This window comes from Salegentibacter salinarum (assembly GCF_900168115.1).
Taxonomy (GTDB): Bacteria; Bacteroidota; Bacteroidia; order Flavobacteriales; family Flavobacteriaceae; genus Salegentibacter; species Salegentibacter salinarum.
Map to the genome: position 1 here is coordinate 53385 of NZ_FUZC01000014.1, position 21359 is coordinate 74743.

The following is a 21359-nucleotide window of genomic DNA, read 5'->3' on the forward strand; positions in this document are numbered from 1 at the left end:
AGTTTAAGCGAATTTATAAAAGAGCGATTGTCCTTCGAGAAATATACTTTTACCTGGAATGAATTAGTTGAAAGCACATCCGGTAAATCGGAATCCTTGATATGTAATGATCTCTAATATGTCGTGGGAAATGGTGATATTGTTTTTTAAGGGCATAAGTTTTAAATGATTATTCCGCCCAGATATTCCTAGTAGGACGATCGCCTAGTGCTACTTTTAAAACACGCATCCTTTTTTCCTTAAATCTAAATTAGAATCACCTATTCCTCCAGAAAAATGGAGTTAACAGGATTAGAACCGTAAAGAGTTCTAACCTTCCTATGAGCATTAAAAATGCGCACCACCATTTACCAATAGGTGGAAGAATGTCAAAATTATTCACCGGCCCTAATGCGCCAAAGGCAGGGCCGATATTCCCAAGGGAAGAGGCTGCACCACCAATAGCTGTTTCAAAATCAAGCCCCAGGCCTCCCAGAACCACAGAGCCAATAATAAAAGAAAGCATATAAAGAATAAAAAAGCCAAGAATATTAAAGGTTACACCTTTTCCAATAGATTTTCCGTTAAATCGTACCGGAAGGATTGCGTTGGGGTGTAAAGCACGTTTAAATTCTATCCCACCGTTTCTAATCATTATAATGTGACGCATCACTTTAACCCCACCCGAAGTTGACCCGGCAGAGCCCCCCAAAAAGAACATACCGAAGAAGAGAATAGTAAGAAAGGGGGTCCACATAGTATAATCGGCGGTAACAAAACCTGTGGTAGTTATAATCGCTAAAACCTGGAAAAGAGCGTGTCTAAACGCACTTTCAGCATCTCCCCAAACCATGGGGTGGTCTATTTGTGAAAGCGCAACATCGGCTTCAAAATAAATAAATGCAGAAGCTACTACTGTGAATATTGCTATAAAAAAGAAATACCATTTAAATTCATCGTCGTGCAGTACTTTTTGAACCCGACCTTTAAAACTGTAATAACTTAAAACGAAATTGGTCCCTGCTAAAAACATAAAAAGCATGATGATATACTGAATAATAGGCCTGTCGTTCCAATAAGCTACACTAATATTTTTTGTTGAAAAGCCGCCGGTAGAAAGTGTACTTAAAGAATGGTTTATTGCATCAAAAAAGCTCATTCCAGCTACTTTCAGCAAAATTGTTTCAGCAACGGTATAGCTCACGTAGATTAACCAAAGACGCTTGGCGGTATCGGTAATTCTGGGCTTTAACTTATCGGCACTTGGCCCAGGCGCTTCAGCAGCAAACAGCTGCATCCCTCCTATTCCCAGTAAAGGTAAAATTGCAATGGCTAAGACTATAATTCCCATCCCGCCAATCCAATGGGTTAAACTTCGCCAGAAAAGGATTCCTTTAGGAATAGATTCAATATCATTTAAAACCGACGCCCCCGTGGTGGTATACCCAGACATGGTTTCAAAAAAAGCATCGGTAAATGCAGGGATAGATTCGCTTAAAACGTAAGGCAATGTTCCGCTTAAAGCCATAAAAATCCAGCCAAAGGTTACAATTATATAACCTTCCCGTTTTTTCACTTCCTTGCGGTGGCCCCTGGTAGTAAACATTAGTAACACTCCAAGAAAAAGGGTGGTAAAAGCAGCTGCAAGAATATGCACCGTGACCCCATCTTCATAAAACCAGCTCACTAACACCGCCAAAAGCATAAAACCACCGTTGCATAAAAGCAACAGCCCCATAACGTGCAGAATAATCTGGTGATTAAGTCTTGGCATTAGAGAAAGAGTTTTTCAACCTTTTTAATAGATCTTGGCAAGCAACACACCACAATACGATCTCCCCGGGTGATGGTAAAATCTCCCAGGGCAATAATTCCCTCGCCATCTCTTATGATTCCTCCAATAATTGCCGATCTTGGGAAATCAAGATTCTTAATTTTCTTATTGCAAACCTGTGAATTTGGTTTCACAATAAATTCAAGTAACTCGGCATTCATGTTATTGATCTTGGTCATTGCCACCACTTCCCCTTTTCTCACATATCTAAAAATATTATTTGCGGCAAGAAGTTTTTTATTGATCAAAGTATCAATCCCAATGGAATGACTTAGCTGGTAATAATCCATATTCTCTACCAAAGAGATTGTTTTTTTTACACTCTTGGATTTCGCAACCAGGCAGGACATAATGTTGGTTTCAGAATTACCCGTCACGGCAATAAATGCATCCATATCATGCACATTTTCTTCTTCCAGTAATTCTACGTTTCTACCGTCGCCATGAATGATTAGCGCATTGGGGAGTTCATCGGCAAGATCGTAAGCTTTCTCTTTATCGCTCTCTACCAGTTTTACGTGAAAGTTATTTCTGCAAAGGTCCCTCGCTGTTTTTTTACCAATTTTACTTCCGCCCAAAATCATTACATTTTTTATGGCATGTTTGGTTTTACCGGTAAGTTTATAAAGGTTTTCCACGCCGCTTTTAAGCGTAATAAAATTTACCTGGTCTCCTTCTTTAAATTGAGTATCACCACGTGGAATAAGAGTATATTGAGTACCATAACGCTGTATAGCGATTGGCACAAAATTGAGATCGGGGAAAATATTGGCTGCTTCTTTTACCGTTTTACCTACAAACAAAGCATTTCGGGACAGGCTGAGGCCTATCATTGTTAAAGCGCCGTTTTCAAATTCATAGCTATCGTTAAATGCCGACTGATTCAGCAATAAAGCAATTTCTCTTGCCGCTAGGGCTTCAGGAGAAATTAATTCGTCTATTCCAAAACTGGTAAAACCTATCTCCTCTTTATTTTCAAGAAATTCGGTATTAGAAATACGGGCAATGGTTCTTTTAGCTCCCAATTGTTTTGCCAGTACACAACAGGTAATATTAGTAGCTTCGCTGGAAGTCACGCTTATAAGCATATCTACATGCTTGACCTGTGCATCTTTTAAAATTGAAATTGAGGTTGCATCTCCTTTTATTGTTCTAATATCTAGATGCGTATCAGCATAAGTAAGATTATCCCGGCTGGTATCAATAAGTGTGATATCCTGGGACTCAAAAGAAAGCAATTTTGCCAAATGAAAGCCGACTTCACCTGCTCCGGCAATAATTATCTTCATATAACAGCTTGAAATTGAAAAGAAGAACAAAGGTACAGTATTTTAGACAAACCCAAAACCAAAGCATAGATCAACAAATTCTAAAAGTTTCAACCTCAATTATTTCATATCGTGTATCTTTGACCCAAAATTGTTATTATGAGTAAAAAGGTTACTCCTTATCAGGACTCCGGTCTTAATAAGAAAAAACAGGTGGAACAGATGTTTGATAAAATATCTGGTAATTACGACGGGCTAAATCGGGTAATCTCTATGGGAACCGATGTTAAATGGCGCAAAAAGGTAATTGCACTGGTTAAAGCCCAGCAGCCAAAATCCGTTTTAGATATTGCCACGGGTACGGGAGACCTTGCCATACAAATGGCAGATATTAATGCTGAAAAAATAGTTGGTCTTGATCTTTCGGAAGGCATGCTGAAAGTAGGCCGAAAGAAAATTGCGGCAAAACAGTTAACCGATAAAATTGAAATGGTCCAGGGAGACTCTGAAGCATTACCTTTTGAAAATAACTCTTTTGATGCCATAACCGTCGCCTTTGGTGTTCGTAATTTTGAAAATTTAGAAAAAGGATTATCTGAAATTCAAAGGGTTCTAAAACCCGGCGGAATTTTTGTAGTTTTGGAGACTTCTGTCCCTACCAGATTTCCGTTCAAACAAGGTTATAAATTATACTCCGGCTATATGTTGCCCCTCATTGGGCGGGTATTTTCTAAAGACCGCGAAGCTTACTCCTACTTAAGTAAAAGTGCCGCTGCATTTCCTTATGGAGAAACTTTCAACAATATTTTAAAGAAAACGGGGTTTATAGATGTAGAAGACAAACCTCAAACATTTGGGGTTGCCACCATTTACACGGCTTCAAAATAAAACTATGAAGAAATTTTTTGTTATTGTCTTACTTTTTTGCGTTCAGTTTGGTTATGCGCAAATTTTTGGAGGAGACAAAATTATAAACAACGAGAACTTTGATAAGCAACGTTGGTCCTGGGGCTACTACCTGGGATTTAATACCTACGATTTTAAATTTAAATATAATGATGAAATAACTTCTAACGGGAACGATCTCATCATTGAAAAAACTATGGGCTTCAATGTTGGTCTGGTCGGTAATTTACGACTTAACAATAATTTAGACCTTCGTCTTGAACCGGGAGTTACGTTTAATACCCGTAATTTCAGACCTCCCTACAGTCAGGATATCGAAGAAGTAAATTCTACTTATGTCCATATACCATTACTGTTAAAATTTTCAGCCGATAGGCATAATAACTTTAAGCCTTTTGTAGTTGGCGGTTTATCTACATCTATAAATCTCTCAAGTAACGAAAATAACCCAGATGTAGATACGCGTTTAAAAACCAACAACTATCATTATGAAGTGGGACTGGGAATAGATCTTTATCTCTATTATTTTAAATTTTCCCCTTCTATTAGAGGAGTTTTTACTATAAATAATGAAATGGTGGAAACTCAATATCAGGTTGTAGATGCCATGCGTTCACAAGCCGTGTTCCTTAATTTTACATTTCAATAGAATAACAATACATTTCTAAAAGAATTAGCGTGTAAAATCCTTACGCTTAAATTCACTTAAAAGAATTGCGGTGGCGGTTGCCACGTTTAGGCTTTCGGTTTCTTTAAGTTCCCCAAAACGCGGAATGCTTATCTTCTTTTGTATTAATTCTTCGATTTCAGCTGATATCCCATTGGCTTCATTACCCATTACCAGGATGGCTTTTTCTTCGGTTTTACTTTTATAAATATTCTCCCCTTCCATAAAAGCACCATATACCGGTAGTTCAGAATTTTCAAGAAAAGTTTTTAAATCGCAGTACGAAATATTCACCCTGGCCAAAGATCCCATCGTGGCCTGCACCACTTTCGGGTTAAAACAATCTACCGAATCCTGAGAACAAACCAGGTTTGTTATTCCGAACCAATCGCAAAGCCTAATAATGGTTCCTAAATTTCCGGGATCGCGAACACCATCTAAAGCAAGTGTGAGAATGTTTTCCCTACTAATTTTTTCTTCCGGAATTTCAAACAATGCCAAAGCAGTCTGCGGAGTTTTAAGAAAACTGATCTTCTTAAGTTCGCGCTCCTCAATTTTCTGAATTTCATCAGGTTTAAGCCCAAAATCTGCATCTAAAGTAAAGAGCCGGTTTAGTTTAAAGTTCGAATTTATAAGCTCGTTAATTAGCTTAAAACCTTCGGCCACAAAAAGTCCGTGTTTATAACGGTATTTTTTTTGTGCAAGACTGGTTATTAACTTAATTTGGCTTTTACTAACCATACAAAAAATGTAATTTTGATCTCTTAAAAATGTGTGTTTGAATCGGCATTTCGCAAAAATATCATTATTTTTTTTAAGCCTGCTTTTTTTAATTTCCTGTAATGCCGTTAAACGCGTAGAGGGTAATGATAAATTGCTCACTGAGAATGAAATTTTCGTTAACGACGAAAAGATCAAAGAGGCACGTATTTACAATCAACTTTACCAGGAACCCAACACCAGTTTCCTGGGGATACCGCTAAGACTTCATTTTTACAATCTCGCCAGGCCAGATATTGATTCTATTTTAAGTGAAAAATACCTGGAAAATGAAAGCAAGAAAAATACCCTGGTAGATATCCTTTCTTACAAGCAATTTGAGAAATTTCTGCATTCGCGAAAATCTTTTAATGAGTGGATAAAAAGAACCGGTGAAGAACCGGTTATTGTAAGCGAAGAAGAAACCCGGAAATCGGTTAATCGCCTTAACTCCTGGTACTGGAACAACGGCTGGTTTAATGTAGAAACCGATTACGAGATTATTCCTTCAGAAAACAAAAAAAAACGCGCCCGTGTTGAATATGAAGTAAGCACCGGGGAAGCATATCATTTAGACTCTATCACCACAAATATTGCTTCAAGAGTTATAGATTCTTTATACGAACTTCATAAAAATGAATCTGTTATTCAGGAAGGCGTTCAATACAGAACCCTGGACATTAATGAAGAACGAGACCGCTTAACTTCTCTTTTTAGAAATAACGGGATTTATAATTTTGACCAGGAATATATAAGCTTTGATGCTGATACTATTAATACCGGCGGAAAAGTTAATACTACTGTAATTATAAAAAACCGATTTGCTTCTGAAGAAGATACCACCTCACGGGTACCTTTTAAAATTCACGAAATTAGTAAGGTTAATATTTTTACCGATTATAAATACGCCAATAGAAACCAGCCGTTAACCGATAGTGTTACTACCGACGAAGGCTATATGCTTTATAGTTTTGACGAACTGCGTTATAAACCCGAAGCCATAACCGATGCTGTTTTTATCAGACCCGGAAACACTTATAGCGATCTTTCCCGTTCCAGAACTTATAATCGTTTAAACTCCTTACGGGTTTTTAAATATCCAAACGTACAATTTACACCAGACCCCGCCGATTCTACCCGAACCGACTTGGTGGCTAATATTTTTCTAACTCCGCAGCCGAAATATTCGCTGGGCTTTGATTTTGATGTTTCCCAAAGTAATATTCAAAAATTCGGAATTGGTTTTGGAGGTTCCCTTTTAATCAGAAATGTTTTTCGGGGTGCCGAGAATTTTGAAATTTCCGGCCGCGGAAGTATAGGTTCTTCTACAGATGCTGCAATAAGCGGAAATGACGATCGCTTTTTTGATATTTCAGAAGTTGGAGCCGATCTCAAGCTTACTTTTCCGCGTATATTCCTGCCAATTAATACTGATAAATTTATTCCCAAATATATGCAGCCTTTTACTTCACTGAGTTTAGGGGTGAGCACACAAAATAATATTGGTCTGGATAAAAGAAACCTTTCAGGGATTATGAATTATAGGTGGAACCCTTCCCGCCAGCTCTCTAATCGTGTAGATCTTTTGAATATTCAATATGTAAGAAATTTAAATATTGATAATTATTTTAATGTTTACCGAAATTCGTACAACGACCTTAACGAGATTATCCAGTCCGGAAGTATAGTTACAGACCCTGATTATTTAAATGAAGAAGGCCTGCTAAGAATCCCAACAGGCGCCGAAAGTTTTATCCGGGATGTTTCTAATAACACCGGAGGCACAACAGGCCTAGATGAAGATCAAATTCAGTTAGTAAATAATATTGGCGAAAGAAAAACTCGTTTAACAGAGAACAACCTCATTTTCGCATCTAATTACACCTACCTGTGGAATACTAAAAAGAATCTTTACGATCAGGAATTTACCCGCTTTCGCTTTAAAGTTGAAACAGCCGGGAATGTACTTTCTGCAGTTTCCTCTTTGGCCGGTTTTGAGAAGAACGAGAACGGAAATTATGATGTTCTGGGTGTAAACTTCTCTCAATATATTAAAACCGAACTCGATTTTATAAAGCACTGGGATATGGGGCAGAGTAATATCTTAGCTTTTCGGGCTTTTGGCGGAGTGGCCATTCCCTATGGCAACGCCAATAGTATCCCATTTGTTAGAAGTTTCTTTGGCGGCGGTCCTAACGATAATAGGGCGTGGCGTGCTTATGACCTTGGCCCCGGCAGCAGCGGTGGCCGTAACGAATTTAACGAAGCTAATATGAAGTTAGCTTTCAATTTGGAATACCGCTACAATCTTTTTGGAGCTTTAAATTCAGCGGTTTTTGTAGATGTTGGTAACATCTGGAACGTACTGGATATCGTTGAAGATGAAGATGCTACTTTTGAATCTTTTTCCGATCTTAAAAATATTGCCGTAGGCTCCGGTTTTGGACTTAGATACGATTTTAACTTCTTTGTACTACGGTTTGATATTGGCTTTAAAACCTACGACCCTGCCCAGCCGGACGACAAACGCTGGTTTAGAAATTACAACTTTAACCACGCGGTATATAATGTAGGGATCAATTATCCTTTCTAAGCCAACATATTTTCTTATTTTTGCTTTTCTAATTCAACTAAAATTATGAGTCACAACATTAAACCAGGCGTAGCCACAGGAAAAGAAGTACAGGAAATATTTAATTATGCCAAGGAAAAGGGATTTGCCCTTCCGGCAGTAAATATTATAGGCTCCAGTAGTGCAAATGCAGTAATGGAAACCGCCGCAGAACTAAATTCACCCGTAATTATTCAATTCTCAAATGGAGGTGCACAGTTTAACGCTGGAAAGGGACTTTCTAACGATGGTGAAAAAGCCGCTGTTGCAGGTGCCGTTGCAGGTGCAAAACACATTCACGAACTTGCTGAAGCTTATGGTGCTGTAGTAATTCTACATACTGACCATTGTGCAAAAAAATTGCTTCCATGGATAGACGGTATGCTAGATGCCAGTGAAAAACATTATGAGCAATTTGGAAAACCACTTTACAGCTCGCATATGATAGATCTTTCTGAAGAACCTCTAGAAGAAAATATAGAGATCTGCAAGAAGTATCTTGAAAGAATGAGCAAAATGGGAATGACCCTTGAAATTGAACTTGGGGTTACAGGTGGTGAAGAAGACGGTGTAGATAATACTGATATTGATTCTTCCAAATTATACACGCAGCCAGAAGAGGTTGCTTATGCTTACGAAGAATTAAGCAAAGTAAGTGACCAATTCACAATCGCTGCCGCTTTTGGTAACGTACACGGGGTTTACAAACCAGGTAACGTAAAACTTACCCCGGTAATTCTTAAAAACTCTCAGGAGCATATCACTAAGAAATACGGTGTAGAAGAAAATCATATAGACTTTGTATTCCACGGTGGTAGTGGTTCTACAGTTGAAGAAATTCGCGAAGGAATTGGTTATGGGGTAATTAAAATGAACATTGATACCGATCTTCAATACGCATATCTCGAAGGAATTCGTGACTATATGGGCAGTAAAAAAGATTATCTTGCAGCGCAAATTGGTAATCCAGAAGGAGATGATGTACCAAATAAAAAACATTACGATCCAAGAAAATGGCTACGTGAAGGAGAACTTACATTTAAAGCCCGACTTAAAAAGGCTTTTGAAGATCTAAACAACGTAAATACTTTATAAATCTAATTTTATAACAGCTGGAATTTTTTAGAATTCCGGCTGTTTTTATTTTAAGTAAAACTTTCGGTTTATTCCCTATATAGATAAACTGAAACCTGAAACCTGAAAATAAATGGCTTGGTTTAAAAGAACACAAAAAGGAATTCAAACCCCAACCGAACACAAAAAAGATGTTCCCAAGGGACTTTGGTACAAATCACCTACCGGAAAAATTGTAGATGCAGAGCAGCTGGAAAGCAATTTTTATGTGAGTCCCGAAGACGGCTACCACGTAAGAATTGGTAGTAAAGAATATTTTAAAATCCTTTTTGATGATAATGAATTCAAAGAATTGGATAAGGATATGACTTCCAAAGATCCTTTGGATTTTAAGGATACCAAAAAATACAGTGATCGTTTAAAAGCAGCCCAGGAAAAAACCGATCTTAAAGACGCAGTACGTACTGCGGTTGGAAAATCTAAAGGAAAAGAACTGGTAATTGCGTGTATGGATTTTAGATTTATTGGGGGTTCAATGGGATCTGTTGTTGGTGAAAAAATTGCCCGCGCAGCAGATTATGCTATAAAGAATCAACTTCCTTTAATGGTTATTTCTAAATCCGGTGGTGCAAGAATGCAGGAAGCAGCTTTATCTTTAATGCAGTTGGCAAAAACTTCGGTGAGGTTAGCACAGCTTGCAGAAGCCCGTCTTCCCTATATCTCTCTGGCTACTGATCCCACCACGGGAGGGACCACAGCTTCTTTTGCAATGTTAGGTGATATTAATATTTCTGAACCCGGTGCCTTAATTGGTTTTGCCGGCCCAAGGGTAGTAAAAGATACCACCGGGAAAGACCTGCCAAAAGATTTTCAAACTTCAGAATTTCTTAAGGAAAAAGGCTTTTTAGATTTCATAACACAACGGTCTGAGCTTAAGAATAAAGTGAACCTTTATTTGGATCTTATTCAAAATCAACCGGTAAGAGCTTAAAATAAAATAGAAAAAGATATTCTATAAATAGGTAATTATTTAGAAAGTAGTATCTTTGCCGCCTGACAGAAAAACTGTCAATACATAAAAATCATTAAAATTAATATTGGAATGTATTTAGCCAAAGAAAGAAAAGAAGAAATTTTTGAGAAGCACGGAAAGAGCAAAACCGACACCGGTTCTGCTGAAGGACAAATTGCTTTGTTCACCTACCGAATCTCTCACCTTTCTGATCACTTAAAAAAGAATCGTAAAGACTACAACTCAGAGCGTTCTTTGGTAATGTTGGTTGGTAAAAGAAGGAGCTTACTTGATTACTTAATGAAGAAAGATATTATGAGATATCGTGCTATCGTAAAAGAATTAGGATTAAGAAAATAAATTTCAAAAGGGGGCTTTACGCCCCCTTTTTTTATATAATAGTAAGTTGTAAATTACTTGAAATCCCAAATATTATTGGGAATAAATCTCACTTAGTGAGGAAAATTGTCGCTCAACGAGAGTAGTTTTTCATTGGTCTACACAACACACAACAACACAACTCCCGGCCGTCCGGTATAGGCGGAGACCATTGTATAACAAAAGATCTGGTGAAGTTATTCAGATCATTAGAAGAATTCAAAATTATTATGATTCCACAAACATTTAAAGAGGTTATCGATTTAGGAGATGGAAGAGAAATCTCCCTCGAAACCGGAAAATTAGCAAAACAGGCTCACGGGTCGGTTGTTGTTCAAATGGGCAACGCTATGTTGCTTTGTACTGTAGTGTCTTCTTACAAAGAAAGCACGATGGATTTCTTTCCATTAACAGTAGATTACCGAGAAAAATTCGCCGCTGCAGGACGTTATCCTGGAGGTTTCTTTAAAAGAGAAGCAAGACCAAGCGACGGTGAAGTATTAACTATGAGAATTGTAGACCGCGTGTTGCGTCCGCTATTCCCATCAGATTACAGAACTGAAACTCAGGTAATGATCCAGTTGATGTCTCATGATGAGGAAGTAATGCCAGATGCTTTGGCAGGACTTGCCGCTTCTGCAGCTATTCAACTTTCAGACATTCCTTTTGAAACCGCTATTTCTGAAGCCCGTGTGGGTAGAGTTAATGGTGAATTCATCATTAACCCAAGCCGCAGCCAGTTGGCAGAGTCAGACATCGATATGATTATTGGTGCTTCTTCCGATTCTGTAATGATGGTTGAAGGTGAGATGAAAGAGATTTCAGAAGAAGAGATGGCAGATGCTATTCAATTCGCACACGAGCATATCAAAAAACAAGTTGAAGCGCAGTTGCGTTTGGCTGAAGCTTTTGGTAAAAAACCGGTACGAGAATATGCTGTAACTCCGGAAAATGAAGACTTTGAAAAAAGGGTTCACGATGCAGCTTACGATAAAATTTACGAAATCGCTAAAGGCGGTCACAGTAAAAAAGAACGTAGCGAAGCATTTTCAGCAGTAAAAGAAGAAGTTTTAGCTTTATTTTCTGAAGAGGAATTGGAAGAAAGTGAAAAGCAAATTAAAAAATACTACAGCAAAACCGAAAAAGAAGCGGTAAGAGAACTTACCCTTGCAGAAGGTATTCGTCTTGATGGTAGAAAAACCGACGAGATTAGACCTATCTGGTGTGAAACCGATTATTTACCATCGGTACACGGTTCGGCAATCTTTACCCGTGGGGAAACCCAGGCACTGGCAACGGTTACTTTGGGAACTTCCCGAGAAGCCAACACCATAGATATGCCAACCCACCAGGGCGAAGAGACTTTCTATTTACATTATAATTTCCCTCCATTCTGTACAGGAGAAGCTTACCCGATTAGGGGAACTTCAAGACGTGAGATTGGACACGGAAACCTTGCACAACGTGCATTAAAAGGAATGATTCCTGAAAACAACCCTTACACAGTACGTATTGTTTCTGAGGTATTGGAATCTAACGGATCTTCTTCTATGGCAACGGTTTGCGCCGGAACTATGGCAATGATGGATGCCGGGATTAAAATGAAGAAACCGGTTTCCGGGATCGCGATGGGATTGATTTCTGACGGTGAGCGTCACGCTGTACTTTCAGATATCCTTGGTGATGAAGATCACCTGGGAGATATGGACTTTAAAGTAACCGGAACGGCTGACGGGATTACCGCCTGCCAGATGGATATTAAAGTAAAAGGACTTCCTTACGAGATTTTAGTAAAAGCACTAAAACAAGCTCGTGCAGGGAGGCTTCATATTCTTGAAAAACTTACTGAGACTATTTCTGAGCCAAACGAAAATGTAAAAGCTCACGCTCCAAAAATCATCACCAGAAGAATTCCTAATGAATTCATCGGTGCACTTATTGGACCTGGAGGAAAAGTAATTCAGGAACTTCAGAAAACTACAGGAACAGAAATCGTGATCAACGAAGATCCTGTAACCGAAGAAGGTATTGTTGAAATTCTTGGAACTAAACAGGAAGGAATTGATAAAGTTCTTGCTAAAATTGAATCTATCACTTTCAAACCTGAAAAGGGAAGTGTTTACGAAGTAAAAGTAATCAAGGTGCTTGATTTTGGAGCTGTGGTAGAATATCTTGATGCTCCCGGCAACGAGGTTTTACTTCATATTTCCGAACTGGCTTGGGAACGCACCGATAATGTTACCGATATTCTTAATGTTGGTGATGTAATTGATGTGAAATACTTTGGTGTAGATCCTAAAACCCGTAAGGAAAAAGTTTCTAGAAAAGCTTTGCTTGACAAACCGGAAGGTTACCAGGCGCGTCCGCCAAGAGACAATGATCGTAATGACAGAGGTCGTGATAATCGTGGTTCTCGTGACAACCGTGGCCGTGATGACCGTGGCCGTGATGACCGCAGAGGAAGAGACAACAGAGATCGTAAAGACAACGACTAAACAGTCTTAAGCTTATAAATTGAAAGAGGTTGCCTTAAAAAGCAACCTCTTTTTTTATTATCATTTTTGATATTTATTATTTTTTTGTAATGAAAGCTTAAATTGTATTTAAGACCCATGAGCAGCTTATCATTTCGAACGTCTCCGGTTAGAGGTCTCATTCTCAATTTCGCTGTCAAACTCCTTTTTTCCTGTTTTTCTAAACATTCCCGGAATAAGCCAAATTACATCTTCCGATAATCAGGAAAGTATCTGCTTATGGTCGCTTTTTTCAAAACCATCAATATATTTTTCTACGATCATCTTATTTTCAGACATAGTAGTGTGCTATTTATTCAGGATTAATAATAAATCATCCAGATGTTCAAGGGTTGAGATCATTCCTTCCTTCACTCCACTGTTTCCAGGTCTTTCAATGAGTTATATTTGATAAGTGTTTCCTCCAGGGCATTTTCTTCGAAATCTTTAAAATTTACCTGCCATTCAGAACGTGGCATTTCAGGATTTAATTTGCCCGTTGAATCACAAAATCCATCCAATGCCCTGTAAAAATCAATCGGGCTAATTTGTAAATAATCCATTCGACTCCAATATTCCGTCCCATTGGGTTCTACCATGGCGTAAATCCAATGACCACCCTCTTTAAAATCCATTGATTTGGTTTTTGTAGTTAGTGGCTTTGGGGAAAACCATTGATCGAGTAATTCACTTTTGGTATAACAATCCCAAACCAACTGCCTATTAGCGGCAAACTCTCTTTCAACGGTAATCGCGTTATTTTTCTTATCAACTATAAATTCAAAATGTAATTTCTTCATTTCTTATAATTTTAAGATGTTTGAGTTCTACTGCATTAAAGCAAAATATTTCTGTTTATTTTCATACAAAATCCAAAGGAATACCGCCCAGATAAGTATTGCCATTACAAGGCCCTCAGGGGCTACAAAAATATGCGTAAGCAAAATACCTACCATAACCGGAAAAATCACTAATGCCCCCAATGCTCTTGTTTTAGGAAAGAGGATAAGTATTGCGCCTAAAATTTCAGCAGAAGCGATTAACGGCATCAACCAGATTATTTCCATTAGGGCCTCATTATCTCTGGATATTGGTTGGGGAAGATCCTCCGGTACCGGCATATAATTAAAAAACTTATTCAATCCACCGTTTAGGAATAATAAGCCGAGAAGTACGGACAGGATATTCAATATTTTTCCTCTCATTTTATGGAGTATTTAAATTAGATAATACTTTATCCAGGTTTTCCAGAGCCATGGAGAAACCTTCTTTAAAGCCCATCTGAATCACCATTTCGAGATCAGCCTTACTTTCGTGCTGAAGCGTGATATCAACGGTGGTAGTTCCATTTTCTTCTGAAAAAATATTCGTCCAGGAAGAATTTGGCTTGCCATAAGTATCATTACCCTCTTCATCACAAAAGGCGTCCAACCAGGAGATAGATTTTAGGTGTGCAATCTTTTTGTAATCTGCCTTACACCAGTCTTTTTCATTCGTGGGACTAACCATTGCGTAAAGCCACCGGCCACCTTCTTCAAAATTCAAAGATTTGGTCTCTATATGATAGGGTTTGGGCGCCCACCATTTATCGAGTAATTCAGGATCGGTCCATGCCTGCCATACCTGCTTAAGATTAGCATCAAACTCGCGTTTGATATGAATACTATTGTTTGCCTTGTTAACCGTAAATTCCAAAGAAGCATTTTTATTCATTTTCTTTCATTTTTAGGGTTGCTAATACATCATCCAATTGGTTAAACCTGGTTTCCCAAATTTTTCGAAATTGTTCTAACCACTGGTCTATTTCTTTCATTTTTTCTACCTCAAGTTCATAGTAGATCTCCCGCCCTTGGTGCTCTTTTTTTACTACCTCACACTCCTGTAAAATCCTTAAGTGTTTGGAAACTGCCTGCCTGGAAGTATCAAAATGCTCGGCAATGGCATTGGGAGTAAGGGCCTGGACGGCTATTAAGGCAATTATTGCCCTTCGGGTTGGATCTGCTACGGCTTGAAATATATCTCTTCTCATTTAATTAAGTTAGGAAACCTTTTGGTTGCTAATATATACGCAACTATTCGGTTTCACAAATTATCAAAGATTTTTTTTTGGATAAATAGAATTTTAAAGGTTACTTATTTAGAACCCAATAATTCATTAAAAAATAAGTTACTGAACTGACTTAAGAAGCCAATAACTACCTACTATTAAGCTATCTTTTTTTACAATTTCGTAATAAATACATTCTTGAAGTTTTGGATACTGCTTAAGCTTAGGATGTTTAAAATTTCCCTTTTTCACCATACCAATTTTTTTCATCACATTTTCTGATCTGGTATTATTCTTAGTACAGGTTGCTATAAGCCTTTCAATTTTTAAAGTATTAAATGCCCAATCAATACATTTTTTTGCGCCTTCAGTTGCATATCCCTTCCCCCACGTACTTCTTTTTAGCCGCCATCCAATATCTACTGCAGGTGTGAAATCTGATTTATATTCCTGAAGGGCCAAACCTATAAAGCCTATAAATTCTCTGGTTTCCAGAACTTCAGTGGCAAAATAACAATACCCGTTTTTCTCGAAGTGTTCCTTAAGCCGACATAAAAAATCTGTTGATTCTTTCTCTGTCAACGGTTTTGGAAAATGTTCCATTACTTCTCTATCAGCATTCAATTCAGTGAATTCTTTTAGGTCGGTATCTACCCAATTTCGAAAACCAAGTCTACTGGATTTAAAAAGGTAACTTTTTTTCAACTATAAAATTTTGAGCAGAACTATATTTCCTGTCTTAGATTTAAATAATTTATTTTTCGTTTAGCCTGGCCTGTTCTTTAACCAGTTTTTTTATTTCTGCCGACGGAATGTTTTGATCAAACTTAATTTGGATAGTCTTCTTACCCGTTTTATATCCTTTTTCTTTCAGTATTTCACGCATTTCAGTGGTCAACGTATCTATACCAAAACTTACGTGTTTTTTAGCCAGTGAAAACCCGGCAAGGATACCATGATATTTATAGATAGGAACATTCCAGCTTATTCCACCTTCCGCATCCGGAACAGTAGTTTCAATGAGTTTTTTAAGCCTTAGCATAATCCGCTGTGATTCCTCAGTGGCAGCATTTATAAATTCGTGAACAGTTGTGGGTTTAAAATCTTTCATCTTACTGCTGAATTAGTTTTCTACCCAGTGGTCTAAAGTACCAGGATATAATCGTAAGCACCAATAACAGTATGGGACCAAAAAAGGTGATGATTTCATCTCCAACCATTAAATGCGAAATAGCAGCCCCCGTCATTACAAAAAAGAATCCGGCATAGGCCCATTCTTTTATAAGTGGTGCTTTAGGGATAAGAATAACGATAGTCCCTAAGATTTTCCATACGCCAAGTATATATAGTAAGTAAGCTGGGTAACCTAAGGAATTCATACTTGCTACTTCTTCTTCCATTTTGATTAATTGGACAATACCTGTGGAAAGCATCCCCAAAGCCAGCCAGATGGTGGCAATCCAGTAAATGATTTTGCTTTGTTTTGTTGCGGTCATAACTATTAATTTATTTTGTTTAAAACATCCTCTAACCTGCTATGGGCCATTTCAAGGCCTATAGCAAAAGGTTTCTTTAATAATTCATTTCTTATTTCAGCCGATTTAAAAATGATGTGCATCGTTAAAATACTTTTCTCACCTGTAATAGCATTAAAATTTAAAAATTCCAGTTGCGGGGGAAGTGAAAACACATCCATTTCAAAAGTTCTAACAATCATTTCATTCGGTATTAAGCTGTGAAATGCACCTTTCCCGCTAAACATTAAATCTCCTGTGGGACTCCGTGTTTCAAAATGATATTTTCCATATTCTTTGAATTCAAAGTCTATTAAATTCGTCCCCATCCATTTTTCGAACAACTCTTTATCTTTATAAGCTGTAAAAAGAGATTCGACGGGCAAGCTGAATTCTCGGGTTATTATTAGCTCCTGTTTTCCTTCTTCGGCTTTTATTTTTGTTTTTTGTTCCATGAGTTATTAGGATTCTGATTGATGGTTTTTCATTAAATTTTCCAATTTATCGAAACGATCATCCCACATTTTTCGGAAAGGCTCGATAAATTCGGCTATTTCTTTCATTCCTTCCGGATTTAAGTGATAGTAAATTTCCCTGCCATTTTGCTCCCGTTTCAATAGTTCACACTCAGTAAGAATTTGTATGTGTTTGGAAATAGTTTGCCTGGAATAATCAAAATTTTCGGCAATGGCAGTCGGTGTCAAAGCCTGAAGCGCTACTAAAGATATGATCGTTCTTCTGGTTGGATCGGCTATAGCTTGAAATACATCTCTTCTTAATTTCATTATGCAGTTATTTGACTGCAAATATAATCGCAATTATTTAGTTACGGAATATTTTTCGGTAAATAGTGAGAACGTGTTTTAATATTTTCAGGAATGGGAGAATTCATTTTTGTATTTACATTTATAACTTATATCCAATAAAGGAGAAGTTATAATTATGATTATAATTATAGAGTTTTAAATTCTTTGTTTCAATTTAACTTGCAGCTTAGGCCTTTAAACTTTGCCCTTAAAACCCCATAAACCTAATGATTTACGTTTATGTATTTTAAAAAAAGGTTTACTCAATAATCGCAAGCGAACGGACCTAAAAGACATAGGTTTGTATCAGATAAATTTGATACTCAATGTCCAAAGATAAATACGTTTTCGTTTAGTTGCTCTTAGTTCTTAATCGGAGCAAATTCAGTCGTATTGTAAAGAATTTTAACTGTTGGAATCAACTGCTTGCTTTCTAATGGTGAAAGTTTAAGCGGTTTGAAAACAAGCTCAAATAGCTCATTTTAAAAAATTCTTTCGCATCAAAAATTAGAAGTTTAGCCGTATTAGATCTTCCATTGATCCTTTTCTAAGATTTCTTGGAAACATTGACTTTTCTTCTCTGTACAATCGATAATCCTATTTTACCAAGTTCCATAAGCCTGCGTCTTATTCCAGGAAATTCTGTTTCTTTCTAAAATAAAAGTTTCCAGTTCAGAAATTTATTCTAATATTGCCAAGATTTTCGGTTACAATTACTTTCAGGGTATTGTATTAAAAGGGAATCAGGTGTAAATCCTGAACAGTTCCCGCTGCTGTAAATCCCTTCCGGAATTTCCGGAAAAAATCTTTTTATAAAAAACCACTGTCTTTAAGGATGGGAAGGATTTAAAAAGAGGGATAAGTCAGAAGACCTGCCATCAATCAGAAAAAAACAAAGCTTTCGGGAGTTATTGCTTTGGGTAGATCTTCTATTCTAATTATTCCCCTATCTGTTTTGTTTTGTAAATAAGTTAATCCTAATTATTAACCTTAATACAAATCAAATGCAAACATTAACTATCAAACTAGTATTCTTAATCGGAGGAATTCTCCTCCTTGTCTCATGTAGCAAAGATGATGATTCCCAAGCTATTCCTATGGAATTTACCGAACTCCAGTACCAAAAGGATTATGAGCTATTACCTGGTGACACCCTGAATATCTCACCTTCACTTTCGAATGTTGCTGAAGATGTAAATTATCTTTGGACCCTAAATGGGATAGATATAGGATCCACCCAAAATCTCAGTTATACTGCCCAGGAACCCGGAACATTCAGCCTTGAATTTAAGGCTATGGCATATAATCATTCTCTTATACGCACCTATAGGGTATCTGTGATTGATCCTTATGATCTGTACTCTCGACCAAAAACGCAATCCAGTAGTGAATTTATTTCTGAAATTATCGAATACAAACCAGCACCGGGTCAATACATCAATAAAAATTTCGGAAGCACAGAGGCTGCCGAAAGTATTATTGGAGGAAAAACAAATATCCTGTCTCTTGGCGCCTGGGGTGGTTATGTAGAATTTAGCTTTGACCATACTATTGAAAACCGGGAAGAGGACAAGGATTTTGTTATTTACGGAAATGCTATGAATGGTCATTCTGAACCTGGAATTGTACAGGTTTCATTTGATGAAAATGGTAATGGATTGCCAGACGACACCTGGTATGAATTGGCAGGAAGTGCGCACCAGGAAGAAGAAACCTTACTTGACTATGAAGTAACCTATAACAATCCTGGAACCCATGCTAATGTTCCCTGGACTGATAACCGGGAGACACAGGATAGTATCCTTGTGAATTCTTTCAATACACAAAATTATTATCCACTTTTCATCCAGGAGGAGAAAGCGGTTAGTTTTAACGGCACCCGGGTTTATCCTGTAATAAACCAGGAAGGTTTTGTTTCAGTGGACGCCCTGGAATGGGGTTATGTTGACAATTTTGATGAAAACTACGACACCTATGGTGGGAATGCCATGGAAATAGACTGGGCTGTTGATGATCAAATGAATGCTGTAAAACTCAGAGGTATTGATTTTGTACGGGTTTATACCGGCGCTCTGGGAAATGCCGGCTGGCTTGGAGAAATTTCTACAGAAATTAAAGGAGCTTCCGATCTTTCGATGGTAGAATAATCATCTTGTTAAAAGGGCAAAATATATCGTATCCTGAATAACTAGGTAGGATAGGTTTTGCCTTATTACGAACTCCCAATATTTCTCCATCTTTTAGCGGAACATAATTTTATCAATAAAAAACGCTCCTTAATAATGTTAAGTTAGCTTTACTCTATTTCCCTCTTTCTATTTTACTATAAAAATGACAGAAAAAAACTACTATTAAATTATTGATTATTAGATAAAAGGAAAATAAATCCGCCAGAATTCAGACTACAATAAAGCTCCATATCAAAATCTATAAAAAATAATTAAGGTTTTTTGTAACATTTCGACTACTCCTTGCGTATAAACTAATACAAGAGCTATTCATAATTAAAATCCAAGGAGACGATAGATGAGACAACTTAAAATTACGAAGCAGGTAACAAACCGTGAAACTGCTTCGCTAGATAAGTATTTGCAAGAAATTGGTAAAGTTGATTTAATTACTGCCGATGAAGAGGTAGAATTAGCACAACGAATTAAAGCGGGTGATGACCGTGCATTGGAAAAATTAACCAAAGCAAATTTACGTTTTGTGGTGTCGGTAGCAAAACAATATCAAAATCAGGGGTTAACCCTACCCGACCTTATTAACGAAGGAAACTTAGGATTGATTAAAGCTGCGAAACGTTTTGACGAAACACGTGGTTTTAAATTTATATCCTATGCGGTATGGTGGATTCGCCAGTCTATTCTTCAGGCTTTGGCCGAGCAATCTCGTATTGTTCGTTTACCACTGAATAAAATTGGATCTATTAACAAGATCAACAAAACTTTTGCCTTTTTAGAGCAATCTCATGAGCGCCCACCAAGTGCTGAAGAAATTGCAAAAGAGCTTGATATGACGATTAATGACGTCAAGGAATCTATGAAGAATTCTGGCCGTCACGTCTCTATGGATGCTCCTTTAGTGGAAGGTGAAGATTCTAACCTTTACGATGTACTTCGTTCCGGTGAATCTCCAAATCCAGACAAAGAGCTTTTACACGAGTCTCTTAGAACTGAAATTGAGCGTGCCTTAGAAACCTTAACTCCGCGTGAAGCAGATGTTATTCGTTTGTACTTTGGTCTTGGTGACCAGCACCCAATGACGCTTGAAGAAATTGGTGAAACTTTTGATCTCACAAGAGAAAGAGTTAGACAAATTAAAGAAAAAGCAATCAGAAGGTTGAAACATACCTCCAGAAGCAAAATCCTAAAAACCTATTTAGGATAAGATATTTAAGATGACAACAGTTAATGCCGGCGACGGCCGGCTAACATAACTGTTCGTTTTTTGATTGATGAATGACCCCGGCGTGATGAACCGGGGTTTTTTCGTTTATAGACGCAACCCTTTATACAAACCTGCATCTTATAAGAAATACCTCCTAATGAAGTTAATTTATAAACTTTTAATTCTAGTTACAGTTTTATCTGCCTGCGAGACAGATGATGTCATTGAACGCAAGAGCGGATCAGTTCCACGAATGGACTGTATAGACATTGAAGAAGAACGCGGAATAATAGCTGAATATAAAAATGAAAACAGTTTTATCCTCGCGCCAGATGAAAATTGCCCGATATATAGAATTGATGACTTTTTATGGGCTTGTAATTTACCCAAGGAATTTCAAAAAGACAGTTTAAAGGTTAGCTTTAGCGGTTACTTATATGAGTCTTTAGAAAATGCAGATGTATGTGCAGAAACCTTTGAGCTTACCGAGATAGAAATTCGCCAATAAAAATCCGCTTTATAATATAGTATCCCAAGGCAGAATCTCGAAAAAAAAATTTAACACAAGCTAATCTTTTGTTAACCCCAAGGCGCTTTTATC

The 21359-nt window shown here is 37.5% G+C and carries 22 protein-coding genes and 1 riboswitch; of the genes, 10 read left to right on the plus strand and 12 right to left on the minus strand.

Annotated features, from left to right (window positions below; translation table 11 throughout):
- Positions 1-256 precede the first annotated feature (256 nt).
- On the minus strand, positions 257-1753 hold the full coding sequence (locus tag B5X53_RS15260; RefSeq protein ID WP_079714099.1) for a TrkH family potassium uptake protein: 1497 nt from the start codon (positions 1751-1753) through the stop codon (positions 257-259).
- The gene (gene trkA, locus B5X53_RS15265) at positions 1753-3102 is read right to left on the minus strand and encodes a Trk system potassium transporter TrkA (RefSeq protein ID WP_079714100.1); all 1350 of its coding nucleotides are present in this window, start codon (positions 3100-3102) and stop codon (positions 1753-1755) included. The genes B5X53_RS15260 and trkA overlap by 1 nt, the downstream gene beginning before the upstream one ends.
- A gap of 138 nt (positions 3103-3240) precedes the next feature.
- On the opposite strand from trkA, the gene ubiE reads away from it, so the two are divergent.
- Both ubiE and porT read left to right on the plus strand, forming a co-directional pair.
- On the plus strand, positions 3241-3969 hold the full coding sequence (gene ubiE / locus B5X53_RS15270; RefSeq protein ID WP_079714101.1) for a bifunctional demethylmenaquinone methyltransferase/2-methoxy-6-polyprenyl-1,4-benzoquinol methylase UbiE: 729 nt from the start codon (positions 3241-3243) through the stop codon (positions 3967-3969).
- Between the two features lie 4 nt (positions 3970-3973).
- Positions 3974-4636 carry a type IX secretion/gliding motility protein PorT/SprT gene (gene porT, locus B5X53_RS15275; protein ID WP_079714102.1) on the plus strand — a complete coding sequence of 221 codons (663 nt, stop codon included), beginning with the start codon at positions 3974-3976 and terminating at the stop codon, positions 4634-4636.
- A gap of 24 nt (positions 4637-4660) precedes the next feature.
- Here porT and B5X53_RS15280 read toward each other — a convergent pair whose 3' ends face one another.
- Positions 4661-5395 (minus strand): RNA methyltransferase, encoded by a 735-nt coding sequence (locus tag B5X53_RS15280; RefSeq protein WP_079714103.1) that lies wholly within the window; start codon positions 5393-5395, stop codon positions 4661-4663.
- A 31-nt stretch (positions 5396-5426) separates the two neighbouring features.
- Between B5X53_RS15280 and tamL the strand changes: the two genes are divergently transcribed.
- The 5 genes from tamL (at position 5427) to B5X53_RS15305 (ending at position 12983) form a co-directional block, all read left to right on the plus strand.
- Positions 5427-8006, plus strand: a complete 2580-nt coding sequence (gene tamL, locus B5X53_RS15285; protein WP_455430928.1) for a translocation and assembly module lipoprotein TamL — start codon at positions 5427-5429, stop codon at positions 8004-8006.
- A 45-nt stretch (positions 8007-8051) separates the two neighbouring features.
- Positions 8052-9119 (plus strand): class II fructose-bisphosphate aldolase, encoded by a 1068-nt coding sequence (fbaA, locus tag B5X53_RS15290; protein ID WP_079714105.1) that lies wholly within the window; start codon positions 8052-8054, stop codon positions 9117-9119.
- A 112-nt stretch (positions 9120-9231) separates the two neighbouring features.
- Positions 9232-10089 (plus strand): acetyl-CoA carboxylase, carboxyltransferase subunit beta, encoded by an 858-nt coding sequence (accD, locus tag B5X53_RS15295; protein WP_079714106.1) that lies wholly within the window; start codon positions 9232-9234, stop codon positions 10087-10089.
- Between the two features lie 111 nt (positions 10090-10200).
- Positions 10201-10470 (plus strand): 30S ribosomal protein S15, encoded by a 270-nt coding sequence (gene rpsO / locus B5X53_RS15300; RefSeq protein ID WP_037315875.1) that lies wholly within the window; start codon positions 10201-10203, stop codon positions 10468-10470.
- Between the two features lie 248 nt (positions 10471-10718).
- Complete coding sequence (locus B5X53_RS15305) at positions 10719-12983, plus strand: polyribonucleotide nucleotidyltransferase (protein WP_079714107.1); 2265 nt, start codon at positions 10719-10721, stop codon at positions 12981-12983.
- 389 nt (positions 12984-13372) lie between these two features.
- Here B5X53_RS15305 and B5X53_RS15310 read toward each other — a convergent pair whose 3' ends face one another.
- From B5X53_RS15310 to B5X53_RS15350, 9 genes are all read right to left on the minus strand, one after another.
- On the minus strand, positions 13373-13801 hold the full coding sequence (locus B5X53_RS15310; RefSeq protein WP_232764098.1) for an SRPBCC family protein: 429 nt from the start codon (positions 13799-13801) through the stop codon (positions 13373-13375).
- A 27-nt stretch (positions 13802-13828) separates the two neighbouring features.
- Positions 13829-14206 carry a DoxX family membrane protein gene (locus B5X53_RS15315; protein WP_079714108.1) on the minus strand — a complete coding sequence of 126 codons (378 nt, stop codon included), beginning with the start codon at positions 14204-14206 and terminating at the stop codon, positions 13829-13831.
- A gap of 1 nt (position 14207) precedes the next feature.
- Positions 14208-14714 carry an SRPBCC family protein gene (locus B5X53_RS15320; RefSeq protein ID WP_079714109.1) on the minus strand — a complete coding sequence of 169 codons (507 nt, stop codon included), beginning with the start codon at positions 14712-14714 and terminating at the stop codon, positions 14208-14210.
- A complete protein-coding gene (locus B5X53_RS15325) occupies positions 14707-15030 on the minus strand; it encodes an ArsR/SmtB family transcription factor (RefSeq protein WP_079714110.1) in 324 nt (107 codons plus the stop codon). The genes B5X53_RS15320 and B5X53_RS15325 overlap by 8 nt, the downstream gene beginning before the upstream one ends.
- Positions 15031-15168: 138 nt before the next feature.
- On the minus strand, positions 15169-15753 hold the full coding sequence (locus B5X53_RS15330) for a GNAT family N-acetyltransferase (RefSeq protein WP_079714111.1): 585 nt from the start codon (positions 15751-15753) through the stop codon (positions 15169-15171).
- Between the two features lie 49 nt (positions 15754-15802).
- On the minus strand, positions 15803-16159 hold the full coding sequence (locus tag B5X53_RS15335; RefSeq protein ID WP_079714112.1) for an iron chaperone: 357 nt from the start codon (positions 16157-16159) through the stop codon (positions 15803-15805).
- 1 nt (position 16160) lies between these two features.
- Entirely contained in the window at positions 16161-16544 is a 384-nt protein-coding gene (locus B5X53_RS15340; RefSeq protein ID WP_079714113.1) for a DoxX family protein, read from the minus strand.
- A 5-nt stretch (positions 16545-16549) separates the two neighbouring features.
- Complete coding sequence (locus B5X53_RS15345) at positions 16550-17017, minus strand: SRPBCC domain-containing protein (RefSeq protein ID WP_079714114.1); 468 nt, start codon at positions 17015-17017, stop codon at positions 16550-16552.
- A 6-nt stretch (positions 17018-17023) separates the two neighbouring features.
- Positions 17024-17347 carry an ArsR/SmtB family transcription factor gene (locus tag B5X53_RS15350; protein ID WP_079714115.1) on the minus strand — a complete coding sequence of 108 codons (324 nt, stop codon included), beginning with the start codon at positions 17345-17347 and terminating at the stop codon, positions 17024-17026.
- Positions 17348-18055: 708 nt separating this feature from the next.
- A riboswitch (cobalamin riboswitch) is annotated at positions 18056-18262 on the plus strand.
- Between the two features lie 110 nt (positions 18263-18372).
- Between B5X53_RS15350 and B5X53_RS15355 the strand changes: the two genes are divergently transcribed.
- The 3 genes from B5X53_RS15355 (at position 18373) to B5X53_RS15365 (ending at position 21266) form a co-directional block, all read left to right on the plus strand.
- Positions 18373-19515 (plus strand): PKD-like domain-containing protein, encoded by a 1143-nt coding sequence (locus B5X53_RS15355; protein WP_079714116.1) that lies wholly within the window; start codon positions 18373-18375, stop codon positions 19513-19515.
- A gap of 379 nt (positions 19516-19894) precedes the next feature.
- Positions 19895-20758, plus strand: a complete 864-nt coding sequence (locus B5X53_RS15360; RefSeq protein WP_011708302.1) for a sigma-70 family RNA polymerase sigma factor — start codon at positions 19895-19897, stop codon at positions 20756-20758.
- Between the two features lie 157 nt (positions 20759-20915).
- Complete coding sequence (locus B5X53_RS15365) at positions 20916-21266, plus strand: hypothetical protein (protein ID WP_101023063.1); 351 nt, start codon at positions 20916-20918, stop codon at positions 21264-21266.
- The last annotated feature ends 93 nt before the right edge of the window (positions 21267-21359 follow it).

Bases quoted from the DNA above. Each gene is read 5' to 3' on its own strand.
- B5X53_RS15260 (WP_079714099.1), bottom strand. From the start codon at position 1,753: ATGCCAAGACTTAATCACCAGATTATTCTGCACGTTATGGGGCTGTTG.
- trkA (WP_079714100.1), bottom strand. From the start codon at position 3,102: ATGAAGATAATTATTGCCGGAGCAGGTGAAGTCGGCTTTCATTTGGCA.
- ubiE (WP_079714101.1), top strand. From the start codon at position 3,241: ATGAGTAAAAAGGTTACTCCTTATCAGGACTCCGGTCTTAATAAGAAA.
- porT (WP_079714102.1), top strand. From the start codon at position 3,974: ATGAAGAAATTTTTTGTTATTGTCTTACTTTTTTGCGTTCAGTTTGGT.
- B5X53_RS15280 (WP_079714103.1), bottom strand. From the start codon at position 5,395: ATGGTTAGTAAAAGCCAAATTAAGTTAATAACCAGTCTTGCACAAAAA.
- fbaA (WP_079714105.1), top strand. From the start codon at position 8,052: ATGAGTCACAACATTAAACCAGGCGTAGCCACAGGAAAAGAAGTACAG.
- accD (WP_079714106.1), top strand. From the start codon at position 9,232: ATGGCTTGGTTTAAAAGAACACAAAAAGGAATTCAAACCCCAACCGAA.
- rpsO (WP_037315875.1), top strand. From the start codon at position 10,201: ATGTATTTAGCCAAAGAAAGAAAAGAAGAAATTTTTGAGAAGCACGGA.
- B5X53_RS15305 (WP_079714107.1), top strand. From the start codon at position 10,719: ATGATTCCACAAACATTTAAAGAGGTTATCGATTTAGGAGATGGAAGA.
- B5X53_RS15310 (WP_232764098.1), bottom strand. From the start codon at position 13,801: ATGAAGAAATTACATTTTGAATTTATAGTTGATAAGAAAAATAACGCG.
- B5X53_RS15315 (WP_079714108.1), bottom strand. From the start codon at position 14,206: ATGAGAGGAAAAATATTGAATATCCTGTCCGTACTTCTCGGCTTATTA.
- B5X53_RS15320 (WP_079714109.1), bottom strand. From the start codon at position 14,714: ATGAATAAAAATGCTTCTTTGGAATTTACGGTTAACAAGGCAAACAAT.
- B5X53_RS15325 (WP_079714110.1), bottom strand. From the start codon at position 15,030: ATGAGAAGAGATATATTTCAAGCCGTAGCAGATCCAACCCGAAGGGCA.
- B5X53_RS15335 (WP_079714112.1), bottom strand. From the start codon at position 16,159: ATGAAAGATTTTAAACCCACAACTGTTCACGAATTTATAAATGCTGCC.
- B5X53_RS15340 (WP_079714113.1), bottom strand. From the start codon at position 16,544: ATGACCGCAACAAAACAAAGCAAAATCATTTACTGGATTGCCACCATC.
- B5X53_RS15345 (WP_079714114.1), bottom strand. From the start codon at position 17,017: ATGGAACAAAAAACAAAAATAAAAGCCGAAGAAGGAAAACAGGAGCTA.
- B5X53_RS15350 (WP_079714115.1), bottom strand. From the start codon at position 17,347: ATGAAATTAAGAAGAGATGTATTTCAAGCTATAGCCGATCCAACCAGA.
- B5X53_RS15355 (WP_079714116.1), top strand. From the start codon at position 18,373: ATGCAAACATTAACTATCAAACTAGTATTCTTAATCGGAGGAATTCTC.
- B5X53_RS15360 (WP_011708302.1), top strand. From the start codon at position 19,895: ATGAGACAACTTAAAATTACGAAGCAGGTAACAAACCGTGAAACTGCT.
- B5X53_RS15365 (WP_101023063.1), top strand. From the start codon at position 20,916: ATGAAGTTAATTTATAAACTTTTAATTCTAGTTACAGTTTTATCTGCC.